Origin of the sequence: Thiomicrospira sp. R3 (assembly GCF_029581415.1) — a bacterium.
Classification (GTDB): domain Bacteria; phylum Pseudomonadota; class Gammaproteobacteria; order Thiomicrospirales; family Thiomicrospiraceae; genus Thiomicrospira.
The window spans coordinates 1,205,230-1,217,155 of the sequence record NZ_CP121121.1 but is presented as its reverse complement, the minus strand read 5'-3'; the positions used below and the strand labels follow the sequence as shown (position 1 = coordinate 1,217,155).

General features: G+C 46.4%; 11 protein-coding genes. All 11 read right to left on the bottom strand.

Annotated features, from left to right (window positions below):
• Nucleotides 1-73: 73 nt before the first annotated feature.
• Nucleotides 74-2,821 (bottom strand): hybrid sensor histidine kinase/response regulator, encoded by a 2,748-nt coding sequence (locus tag P8S55_RS06155; protein WP_289223358.1) that lies wholly within the window; start codon nt 2,819-2,821, stop codon nt 74-76.
• The gene (locus P8S55_RS06150) at nt 2,790-3,299 is read right to left on the bottom strand and encodes a methyl-accepting chemotaxis protein (protein WP_289223357.1); all 510 of its coding nucleotides are present in this window, start codon (nt 3,297-3,299) and stop codon (nt 2,790-2,792) included. The genes P8S55_RS06155 and P8S55_RS06150 overlap by 32 nt, the downstream gene beginning before the upstream one ends.
• Entirely contained in the window at nt 3,299-4,600 is a 1,302-nt protein-coding gene (locus P8S55_RS06145) for a c-type heme family protein (RefSeq protein ID WP_289223356.1), read from the bottom strand. Before P8S55_RS06145 ends, P8S55_RS06150 begins: the two co-directional genes overlap by 1 nt.
• The gene (locus P8S55_RS06140; protein WP_289223355.1) at nt 4,524-4,904 is read right to left on the bottom strand and encodes a PAS domain-containing protein; all 381 of its coding nucleotides are present in this window, start codon (nt 4,902-4,904) and stop codon (nt 4,524-4,526) included. Before P8S55_RS06140 ends, P8S55_RS06145 begins: the two co-directional genes overlap by 77 nt.
• Nucleotides 4,905-5,093: 189 nt before the next feature.
• Nucleotides 5,094-5,780 (bottom strand): response regulator transcription factor, encoded by a 687-nt coding sequence (locus P8S55_RS06135; protein ID WP_289223354.1) that lies wholly within the window; start codon nt 5,778-5,780, stop codon nt 5,094-5,096.
• Nucleotides 5,781-5,875: 95 nt separating this feature from the next.
• A complete protein-coding gene (locus P8S55_RS06130; RefSeq protein WP_289223353.1) occupies nt 5,876-6,205 on the bottom strand; it encodes a hypothetical protein in 330 nt (109 codons plus the stop codon).
• Between the two features lie 27 nt (nt 6,206-6,232).
• Entirely contained in the window at nt 6,233-7,471 is a 1,239-nt protein-coding gene (locus P8S55_RS06125; protein ID WP_289223352.1) for an aminotransferase class V-fold PLP-dependent enzyme, read from the bottom strand.
• A gap of 62 nt (nt 7,472-7,533) precedes the next feature.
• Complete coding sequence (sufD, locus tag P8S55_RS06120; RefSeq protein ID WP_289223351.1) at nt 7,534-8,874, bottom strand: Fe-S cluster assembly protein SufD; 1,341 nt, start codon at nt 8,872-8,874, stop codon at nt 7,534-7,536.
• Nucleotides 8,840-9,598, bottom strand: a complete 759-nt coding sequence (gene sufC, locus P8S55_RS06115; protein WP_289223350.1) for a Fe-S cluster assembly ATPase SufC — start codon at nt 9,596-9,598, stop codon at nt 8,840-8,842. The genes sufD and sufC overlap by 35 nt, the downstream gene beginning before the upstream one ends.
• Before the next feature lie 46 nt (nt 9,599-9,644).
• Nucleotides 9,645-11,132 carry a Fe-S cluster assembly protein SufB gene (sufB, locus tag P8S55_RS06110; protein ID WP_289223349.1) on the bottom strand — a complete coding sequence of 496 codons (1,488 nt, stop codon included), beginning with the start codon at nt 11,130-11,132 and terminating at the stop codon, nt 9,645-9,647.
• A 106-nt stretch (nt 11,133-11,238) separates the two neighbouring features.
• Entirely contained in the window at nt 11,239-11,925 is a 687-nt protein-coding gene (locus tag P8S55_RS06105; RefSeq protein ID WP_289223348.1) for a hypothetical protein, read from the bottom strand.
• Nucleotide 11,926: the final 1 nt, after the last annotated feature.

Here is an 11,926-nt window from a genome sequence, read left to right as displayed (position 1 = left end):
TCTTTTTAGACCAAATTTATTTTATAGGACTTAATAGCACTGTTTAACAAACCAGCTCAAAACCAGTGGGAAACTAGTCCTCAGAAGGCGGCTCTAAAAGCGCAAGGGTCTGCGCTACGGCATCCTGCCATTTCTCAATAAACAGCTTATCTGGCAAGTCATAATGCGCAATAATCTCTTCAAGATTTTCCAACAACAAGACCAGACCGGTTGCACCGAGTGTTGAACACAGTCCTTTTAAGCGGTGAAGCTGCTTAAAAAAGTCTAACCAGGCCTGGCGATAGTCTTGGCTGGGAACACGCGTATCTTGCTTCATACTGCCTAACAACTCAAGCTGCGCTAAAAGCGCCGAGTTTTCGTTAGGCCATTGTGCTTTAAAACCTTGCAACATTTGGTTGTAAAGCCCCACTTGATGGTTAGCACAGGCTAAACCCTGCTCAGGGTTAATCCAGGACGGGTTAGCTGGCAGCTGGATAACCGCATCGCTTGAAGGCAAGCTAGGGGGTAAACTTGACTCATCTAATCGCAGCAAACCCTTTATTATAGCCAATAAGTTTTGGTTATCTAGCGGTTTACTGACCAACTCATTCATCCCGGCTCTAAGCGCTAGGGTTCGCGCCTCGACAGAGACATCAGCACTGATACCTATAATCGGCAGATCAGGTTTAAAAGAACGAATTATGCGGCTCGCTTCGAGTCCGTTCATCACCGGCATTTGTTTATCCATTAGCACCAAATCAACGGTCGTGTCTTTAACCATCTTCACCGCTTCTTCGCCATTTTCAGCTAAATAGCAGTCAAAACCCATGCCCGTCAACCACTCCATCAAAACCTGACGGTTAATCTCAACATCTTCTACAATCAAAATACTCGCCGTTACACACGATAACACGGGAAGTCTTGGCGTCTTTGTATCATACCAATCGTTTTTCGCCTCCGCGGTCTGCGCCGCCGTACACTCGCCCAGTGGTAAATCAAAACAGAAACAACTGCCTTTGCCCAATTCGCTGGTCAGCGCAATCGCATCGCCACCCATTAACTTCACAAGCTCTTGGCTAATCGACAAACCCAACCCCGTTCCGCCATAGAATTGACTGACCGAATCATCTCCCTGCTGAAAAGGTTGAAACAACCTTTTTTGCTGTTCTGGCGAAATGCCGATTCCAGAATCCTCAAACCTAAAACTTAACCAGGCCTGGTTGGTTTCTGACGGCAGAGCTGAATCACCACAAGCCTGCAAGGTCAAAACAATTTTGCCCTGGTCCGTAAACTTTAATGCATTGCTTAACAGATTAGTTAACACCTGAACGATTCTTTGTCGGTCACCACAGTAAGCCGGTTTAAGGCTTTCACAAGCGTCAATTTTAAACGTTAGACCTTTTTGCTGGGCGAGTGCTGCGAATTGGTTTTCAAGTTGGACAATTAAGCCTTTGAGATAAAACGGCTGGGCTTGAATGTTTAATTGTCCAGCATCAAGTTTTGATAGGTCTAAAATATCGTTTAGCAGATCACGAAGTGATTCACCCGAAAAGTGAATCTTTTTTAGACAATCGCGCATTTTTTCAGCCGAATTATTTGGGCTTATACCTATTTCCGCCAACCCCATAATACCGGCTAGCGGCGTTCGGATTTCGTGACTCATTACCGCTAAAAATCGTGACTTAGTCGCATCCGCCTGCTCCGCAGCCTGGCGCGCTTTTTCCAGTTTTTCACGCTGATAGCCTTGATCCTTGATCAACCCATTCAACGCATGAATCAACTGACCTACCTCGTCGAGTTGATTGCAGGTTTCGTTAAAGGGAACAGGTTGATGGGGCGATAGGTTTAAGTGTTCTGCCGCCTTGCATAATGGCTTTAATTGACGCCTCATCAAAACATAAAACAAGGGCAAACCAACCAAAAACAACACCAAGCCAATGATCAACATATCGCGTAGCATCTGGTGTGTAGCCGCCAACATTTCAGACTGTTCGATAATCGACACTTGAGCCCAGTTGGTTTGCGCCAAAGGCTGAGCACTAAAAAAGACAGGCTTACCATTCATATTCAATGCCTTGCCACTGGTTTGTTTGTTTTCCAGTGCATTAATCAGCGACGCATCAAGCCATTGGTCTATCGGCTGAAAAATAAACTGCGGATCACTTGAGCTTACAAACAGACCCTGGTCTAGATCAATCAAATAAGCACGCTCGTTTTCACGTTTAAATTTTTCAAACATCTTCTCAATTAACTGATCCTGCTCTAGCCGCATAATGCCGATCATAAAACCAAGTAGTTGATGGTCTTCAGAAAGAATCGGAGTATTAACGATAAAAATCGGCGTCTGAAGGCGTCGGCCTAAAAACGGCGACGAAATAAGCGGCTCACGTGTTTCCGCCACCCACATAACATGGGGCCGATCCTGATAACTGGTGCCTACGCGTCCAGGGAAAGTGGGCGAATCAACCAACCCCCTTGCCTGGGCATCCAGCACCAACAAACCGCCATTAAACATATGATGCAATACAATCCGCTGATCAAGCATTGCTTGCAGCTGCTCAACAGAATGCAGGGCTTGACCATTATGCAACAGACTAGAAAATTGAATCAGCGCATCTTTACGATGCGACAGGGTGGTATCAATCATCTGACTCAATACCGCATTACTGGCTTGGGTTTCAGCGATCACTTGGCGCTGGTGTTGCTCGGTATAATACTTGGCCATTAAGACCAATAATACCGCGCCAAACACCAGTGAAAAAAGTGTCGACATCACCAAAATACGCAGGCGCAAAGAGCGCTGCAAGAAGTTAGGATAAATCAAAACTAAAACTCCGCCCATTCATCCGCTGTAGAATTTGGCTTTTTAACCGCTTTCTGTTCTGGCTTATAACTTGTGGGTAAGTTTTTAACTGCAGCAGGCCTGGTTGAAGCCGGGCGAGCCATCTGGTTTGGCTGGATTGCTTGGTCGCTAGTTGAAAAAAGCTCATTTCTTTACGCAGTATCGCAGACTGATCGCTCAAGCTTTCTGCCGCTGCAGCCGTTTCTTCAACCAACGCGGCATTCTGTTGCGTTACGCCATCAATTTTAGTAATGGCATCATGGACTTGGTGCATGCCTTGTGCCTGCTCTTTGGTTGCATTCGCAATCTGCACCACCGCAAAACCACGACCATGATCCCCGGCACGCGCTGCTTCAACCGCTGCGTTTAACGCTAGCAGATTCGTCTGGAACGCAATAGCATCAATCAAACTGACAATCTCTGCAATTTTATGGCTTGATGCTTTGATTCCTTGCATCGCACTAATGGTTTTTTCCATCACCTCGCTGCATCCGACACCACCGCGACGACCTCTTTGAGTTTCTCCATTGAATAGTTGATCGCATTTTTTAGATTATTTAACTCACCTCGGAAGCGACCCGATGGAAGCTGTGCCGTTAAATCACCTGCGGCTTGCGCAGCGACGACTTCGCCAATCTTGCTAATGGCATCTGACATGGCATCCATCGAGGTATTGATCGCTTGTTTTAATTCTGCAAGCTCACCCTGAGCCTGTGCTTCAACGCGACAACGGAAATCGCCCTCTTCCATTTTTTTCATTACAGAAATAATATCGGTCATGACATGATCAATATTCGCCAAGGCACGCTCTACTTGATCACGGAAAGCTTGCGGTACTTTTGGATCCATTTTAATATCAAACTGACCCTGCTCTAGGCCATTCATCACCTTCGCTAACTCACGCATGGTGCTATCTAGACTAAATGCCGCTGCATTAATTGAGCTTTCTAGCGAAACAAAACTGCCTTTTGCACCCGTTGAGGTTTGGCTAAAATCACCCTCGCTAATCGCTCTTGCGCCTGCCCCGACTTGGGCGATGGAATTAAGCACATAGTTTTGCAATGAGTTGAATTTATTAATGGTAACCCCAATGGCATCATTCGACTTATCTGTCATGCGTTTGGTCAAATCTCCGGTTTGCTCGACATAATCCACCGCTTCTCTAAGTTTACCTAAACGGATTCGCAGTAAACTAATTAACCAATAGGTAACGCCTAGTATGAGTAACGCAATAACCGCTAGTGTTATTTGAAGCTGCGCCAAGGGTTTGGCGATAGCCACTTCAAGATCCTGCATTGGAATGCGTGCTGAAATCGCACCGCGAACATCACCGAGTTTCCAGTCTTGCCTTGGGCTATTTGGGTCATGGTTATGGCAATTTAAGCAGGCCTGAGCGGTCATAAAGTCGGGCACGGCCATACGAAAATAGGACTTACCATCCTGCTGCTCAAGTTGAATGTAAGGAACATCTGGATTTTCAGTCAGGGCATCTAATGCAGCGACCTCAAAACTATCTAGATTTGCTGGGCCACGGAATTTGAAAGGATGGGCACTAAAGAGTTTTACCTTGCCTTTCGACATTTCACCAAGCGCCATCATTAGGTTGGCCGCTAATGGCAAATGTGTTGGATGAGAAGCGTACTCATGGCTTAACACCATGCCCGCAGCATGAACCTTGGGTACAATTTCGGTCATGTAAAATTCACGCGAATTCATCGCCATCGTAATCATATCCGAGGCTGAATTTTGACCCGCTGCCTGTAAGCTTTCGTTTTTCATGTGCGTCAAGCGTTCCGCTGTAATAACACCCCCAAGCACAAACAGTGCAATAATCGGGAACATAATCTTTTGGAACAACCGTCGCCGACCAGGTTTTGCCTGACTTTAGCGTCGCCCACATATCTTCAAACACTTGCTTGGGCACACTGGGGTGGCGGATCATATTATGCGGCTGACCAATCATTTCTTGTTTGTTATAGCCACTGATTTTTACAAAGTCATCTGATGCTGTGAGAATGGTGCCACGTAAATCAGTGGTGCTGTACAACACATAATGGTTGGGAATATGAATACGTTGTGTCATGGCCGCTCCTTTAGTTAGCTAAGCGTTGAGAAATGCGCCTATTTAAAAAAGGTATTTCGTTCAAATTAGTACTATTCTAGCAGCGCAACGACTTGAAAGCTTACAAAAGCTTTCACATACAAGTAAATAGACCTAGTTATAAAAAACAATTTATTAAACATTTCATACGGATTTTAGAGCTAGGGTTAGTTAATAATAACGAATTTTGATACCTAAGGTAAGCTTGTATCCTATTTTGCGAACAGCTAACAAACAATCGGGTTTTGCGCTAATGCGTGTCAGCTTTTGTCGTAAACGAGACATAATCACCTCTAACTGTTTTCGACCCTTGCCATCAAAATCAAGGTTATTAAGCTCCAACAACTCCCAATACTCCAATTGCTGATGCTCCGTTTCAACTAGCGCGCGTAAAATCCGTGCTTCTTTATAACTTAACGCTTCACTTACCCCAGAGTTCAACTGGACTTTTTGCTTTATCGGATCAAAACTTAGATTATCAGCTGGCTGCTCAGTCTGCAAACGCTTAGCTAGAGATTGAATGGCCGCTAAGAGTTCAGCCGCAGCAACGGGTTTGGTTAAAAAAAGATCCGCGCCCGCTTCATAACTTTGCAGCTTTCGATCAAGGTCTTTATGCATCGTCAGCATAATAATACCTAAGTTTGGATTCATCGCTCGCAAACGCTTAGATAGGGTTATACCGTCTATACCCGGTAAACTAATATCTAAAATAGCCAACTGAAAAGGGTTGATTGGACTTTCTGAAGCTAAAAACGCTTCAGCAGAATCATAAGCCGTCACGCGGTAATGTTTAGATTCAAGGATTATCACCAGTGAATCACTAATAATCAACTGGTCTTCAACGAGAAGTATGTTCATAACCATAAACCCAAGATGAAAAAAACGCAGTTTACCTCAAGTGCAATAATCAAAAAATAGCTTAAGGTGATGGGTGTAAATTATTCGAGCCTAGCTTAATTTAGAATAGGTTTTTCCGGCTGATCGGTTGGATTTTCACCGCTAGCCGAAACCGGCTGAGGAATGACCCAATAGAACTGGGCTAATACCGCTGCCAGTTCTGTGGGTTGATGTAAAGGATCCATGATTTCAATATGGCCGCCACTTCCTGTTTGCAAGCTGCCTTTTTGTTTAGCCGCCTCAGCCAACTCATAGACTTGCTGCGATCCCTCGCCTTCAATGATGCGCTGGTCAGGGTTCCACCACACTACCCGCGGCGTGTGGTGTTCATGACCGGCAATCGGCAGGAGCTCAAGACGTATCCATTCAAATGGCTGTGCAGGCATAAGGCAACCCTCAATTAAACCAATTGTTTAGCGTAACATATCCAATGCTTCATGAACAGACGCAACCAACCTATCGATATCTACACGGTTATTGTAAACGCCAAACGATGCACGCACAGTGGCCGGCACATCAAACTTTAGCATCACCGGCATCGCGCAGTGGTGGCTGGCTCTGACGGCGACGCCATCTTGATCTAACAGAGTCGCTAGGTCATGCGGATGCGCGCCATCAATCACAAACGACACCACCGCACCTTTGTTTTGCGCAGTGCCGATAATGCGCAGCCCCTCAATCTGACTCAACCGCTCAGTAGCATAATGCAACAGGTCGTCTTCTATCTGCGCGATACGCTCAAAACCCAGCTGCTGGACAAAATCAATCGCCGCACCCAGCCCAATCACACCCGAAATATTTGGTGTGCCGGCTTCAAACTTATAGGGTAGCTCGTTGTATTCGGTTTGCTCAAAACTTACTTTATAAATCATATCGCCACCGCCCATATAGGGGGGCATGGCTTCTAACAAATCTTGTTTAGCATACAAACAGCCTGTGCCGGTTGGCGCATAAAGTTTATGACCGGAAAACACCAGAAAATCGACATCTAGCGCTTGCACATCCACCGCCATATGCGAGGTAGACTGCGCACCATCAACTAGTACTTTCGCGCCGACTTGATGTGCCATTTTAATGATCTGTGCAACTGGGTTGATTGTGCCCAACGCATTTGACATCTGTGTGACCGCCACTAGTTTGGTGCGATCGCTTAGCAGGCTTGATAGTTCATCTAGGCTCAGTTCACCACGCTCATTAATTGGCCACTTTACCACTTCAACGCCGATTTGCTCATGCAGCATTTGCCAAGGTACTAGGTTTGAGTGATGCTCCATTTCCGACACGATAATTTGGTCACCGGCTTGAAGTGTGCTGCGCCCCCAGCTTTGCGCCACCAGGTTCACGCCCTCGGTGGCGCCACGTACAAATATAATTTCCTTATAGGACTGGGCGTTTAAAAAACCCTGCACCTTTTTACGCACAGCCTCAAAGGCTTCGGTTCCACGCTCGCTTAAGCCATAGACACCACGATGCACATTGGCATTTTGTTCGCGATAATAACGCTCAACTGCGTCAATCACCGACTGAGGTTTTTGGCTAGTCGATGCATTATCCAAATAGGTCAGCGGGTGAGCGTTTTCTTGGAGCTCTAAAATAGGGAATTGCGCTCGAAGCGCGGCATGATCGAACATGAAAACACCTGCTAGTTGCATTAAAGGGCGCTCCTAGACGAGGCCTAGGAGCGATTGCAAAACATTTGTATTGAATTTATGCGTTAAGCTTTTGCGTTAAGCTTTTGTGTTAGCTTGTTGGCCAACCAGGCCTGGGTTTTCGGTGAACTCACCGCCTCCAGAGGTTCGAGCAAAAAGGCTTGAGTCACTAAGCGACGCGCATCGGCTTGATTGATGCCGCGTGCGCGCAGATAAAAAATCTGCTCTTCGCTGATTTGACCCGAGGCCGAACCATGCGAGCATTTAACATCATCGGCATAAATTTCCAACTGTGGCTTGCAGTCTATTTGCGCCGTCTTCGACAGTAATAGATTTTTATTGTCCATTTGAGCGTCGGTTTTTTGTGCGCCTTTATGCACTTTAATCATGCCGTTAAACACGCCCACCGCCTGATCATCCAACACCAATTTATGCAATTGACGACTCGCACCCCACCAGGCCTGGTGCTCAGTATGGGTGCGGGTATCCATAACCTGTTTGCCAGTCGCTAGGCACGCGCTAGATTGATTAGATTCAATATGCTTCTGGGCCATCATTAACACATTTTGATGACGTGATAAGGCCGCGCCTAATCCGACATACACTGAATTAAACACCGACTTTTCAGCTTGATCGATCATCTGCAAACCAAAATACGCGCCCTGCGTGGCGATATCTTGCAGCACAATCTGTTGCAGGTTCGCATGCTCAGCCAACTCGATCTCCGACACCACATTATCAAACGCATTCAGGTCAGGCTGTGCGCTAACATGCTGTTGAATAAGGGTCAATTTAGCTCCATGCGCCAATACTACGCGATTACGAATCGTATTCGCATGAGCATCTTGCGTTTGTAAAAAACTACATAAAATCGGACGCTCTACCTGACAATGTGGATCAAGACTGATTAATACACCATCATCAAACAGCATCGAGTTCAAGCAACCAAATGGCTCAGCTTGAATCTTTTCCTCATGCGCCATCAAAGCACAATACCCCTGTGAGAAATCCAATGTATCCTTGACTGGCTCGATACTCAATCCACGCGGCAGTTCGCTTAGGTCATCCGAGTAACGTTCGCTAAAATAACCATCAACAAACACCAGATGCATCACATCAAACGGTGGCAGCCATTTTTTGATCGCCGCTTCATCAACCTTTGCCAAGCCTTCAACCGTATAATGGGTTTGCAAAAAACCGCTAATCGGCGTGTATTTCCAATCCTCGTCACGACGACTTGGAAACGCTTGCTGCGCAAAGCGTTCGGCTACGGATAGTCGAAATGCCTTCATCTCAGGCTGATCATCATGGCGCGCATTTAATGCTTGCGCTTGGGCAAGATAAAAATCTACCGCGCTTTGCGCGAGCGCACTAAGCTTCTTCATGGGCTTGGATAAGGTGGTCATACCCCTTCTCCTCTAGTTCTTGCGCCAATTCAAAGCCACCAGACTTAATAATCTGGCCGTTATAAAGCACATGGACAAAATCAGGTTTTATATAATCCAACAAACGTTGGTAGTGGGTGACCACAATAAAACTACGCTCAGGTGAACGCAGATTGTTTACGCCATCCGCCACGATGCGCAACGCATCAATATCCAAACCAGAATCAGTTTCATCTAGGATACATAGTTTTGGCTCAAGCATCGCCATTTGAAAAATATCATTGCGCTTTTTCTCGCCACCGGAAAAGCCAACATTCACCGAACGCTCGAGCATCACCGGCGACATCTGCAGGGCTTTCATTTTTTCCATCGCCAATTGATCAAAATCAAACATATCTAACGCCGCTTGCCCGCGTGCCTCACGAATGGCGTTCAGTGCTGTTTGCATAAACAACTTGTTCGATACGCCAGGGATTTCTACTGGATATTGAAACGCGAGAAAAATACCTTTTTGTGCGCGTTGTTCCGCATCGATTTCAAGCAAGTCTTCGCCGTCGAACCGCACCGAACCCTCGGTGACTTCATAGTCTTCAAGACCCGCCAGCACGCTAGCAAAGGTGCTTTTTCCTGAGCCATTTGGCCCCATAATCGCGTGAACTTCACCCGGGTTTACCTGCAGGTTAATACCCTTAAGAATCTGTTTGTCTTCTACTTGAGCTTGGAGATTTTGAATATCTAATAACATAATGTTTATCTTCGCCTTAGCGTTTAAAAATAAGATTGAATGACGGCTAACCGACCGAGCCTTCAAGGCTGATCGCCAAAAGCTCTTCCGCTTCTTGCGCAAATTCCAGCGGCAGCTCTTTAAAGACCTCTTTGCAGAAGCCATTAACGATCATCGAAATCGCATCCTGCTCGCTAATACCGCGTTGCTGGCAATAGAAAAGCTGGTCTTCACCAATGCGTGAAGTCGTGGCTTCATGCTCAACCATCGCGCTTGGATTTTCGATTTCAATGTAAGGGAAAGTATGCGCACCGCACTGATCGCCAATCAACATCGAATCACACTGGGTAAAGTTTCTCGCCCCTTCGGCTGAAGGCAGAATTTTCACCAATCCACGATAGGTATTGTCGCTGCGCCCAGCCGATAAGCCTTTAGAAATAATAGTACTGCGGGTGTTTTTACCGATATGAATCATTTTGGTGCCGGTATCTGCTTGCTGGCGACGATTGGTTAGCGCCACCGAATAGAATTCACCAATCGAATTATCGCCCTTCAAAATACAGCTTGGGTATTTCCAAGTAATCGCTGAACCGGTTTCTGCTTGCGTCCAAGATAACTTGGAGTTTTTACCTTCGCAAATACCTCGTTTGGTGACAAAATTCAAAATACCGCCTCGGCAATCATCATCACCCGGATACCAGTTTTGAACAGTTGAGTATTTAACCTGCGCATCTTCATGCACAATCACTTCAACCACCGCGGCATGTAACTGATAGGAATCACGTACTGGCGCCGAGCAGCCCTCGAGATAACTGACATAACTGCCTTTGTCGGCAATCACAATCGTGCGCTCAAACTGGCCGGTTTTGGCTTCATTAATACGAAAATAGGTTGATAAATCAATTGGGCAACGCACACCAGGTGGAATATAAACAAACGTGCCATCAGAGGCGACCGCCGAATTTAGCGCGGCAAAAAAATTATCATGGTAAGGCACGACCGACCCGATATATTGCTGAACCATTTCAGGGTAATCATGCACCGCTTCTGAAAACGAACAGAAAATAATACCCAGCTTGGCGAGATCACCACGCTTAGTGGTTGATACCGACACCGAATCAAAAATCGCATCGACCGCAATGTTTGCTGAGTGGCTATCATCAATCGGCACACCCAAGCTGGCAAAAGCTTTAGCGACTTCCGGGTCCATCATCGGCTGGCTATGGTCTTTGCCATCCAGTGCTTTGTCGCAGACCTGGTCGCAGCTGCCGCACTCTGGGGCGGAATAATAGCTATAATCTTGATAGTCTATCGGTGTATAGTCGGCTTTGGCCCAATGGGGTTCTACCATTGTTAGCCAATGCTTAAAGGCTTTTAAACGAAAGTCCAACATCCATTGCGGTTCGTTTTTCTTGGCCGAAATCGCACGCACGATATCTTCATTCAAACCCTTATCGAAGGTTTGCACCAGCGTTTTGGTGAAAAAGCCTTCTTTATAGTGTTTGTTTTTGCTTAATAAGTCGTTGATCTCTTGGTACTGAGTGGATTGTGTCATCTCAAGTCTTTTGCCTAGTTATGTCAATAAAAAACACCGCAACATGCAGCTATGTAATACAGTCTATATAATTTCATAGTATTTTAGTCGGTTATTCAATCAATGTCTAGTTACCCGGCGCATAACAGGCCGACAGCCATTCACACAGCACCGCCCGATTTAACCTCACACCCTCTAAGCCTAACCAGCCCGCTTGGGCATCGCCGGCATTATACTGATAAACCCAGTTACGCCCAGCTTCAATGGCTACAGGGCTGGCAAATTCCAAACATTCCACCACCCCTACAGCACGCCAAAGCTCAATAGTTGAATCACGCTGCATCGCATCCAATACAAATGTGAAATGTTCTAGCACCAGCCTGGGTAACACAAATTCCATCCGCTGCAACCTCGGCCAATCAGGATTTTGTGCGCTAGGTGGCGCGGCGGATAGCTTAATCAATTCGGCCTCCACTAAACCCCAGGGCATCACCAAGGCATAAGGCTTATTAGGCACAATTGATTTAAGCTGTTTTAACCACCAGGCCTGGTGACCCAGGGGCACCTCCTGCCAAAACATCAGCACCAGCGCATCGGCGCCATTCAATAAAGCGGCCAATTCATCCGGCGATTCGATCCGTTGGCGCGCATCCAAAACCAACCAGGCCTGCTCCTGCATCTCCCGCTGAATATCCCACACCAAACCATTCGCTTCACGCACAGTCAAGCTCAATGCCTCTAACTGCGGGGCTATTAATTGATAAAACCGAGATTTACCCGAACCCGGCCAACCGATCAAACATACCTTGTGCATC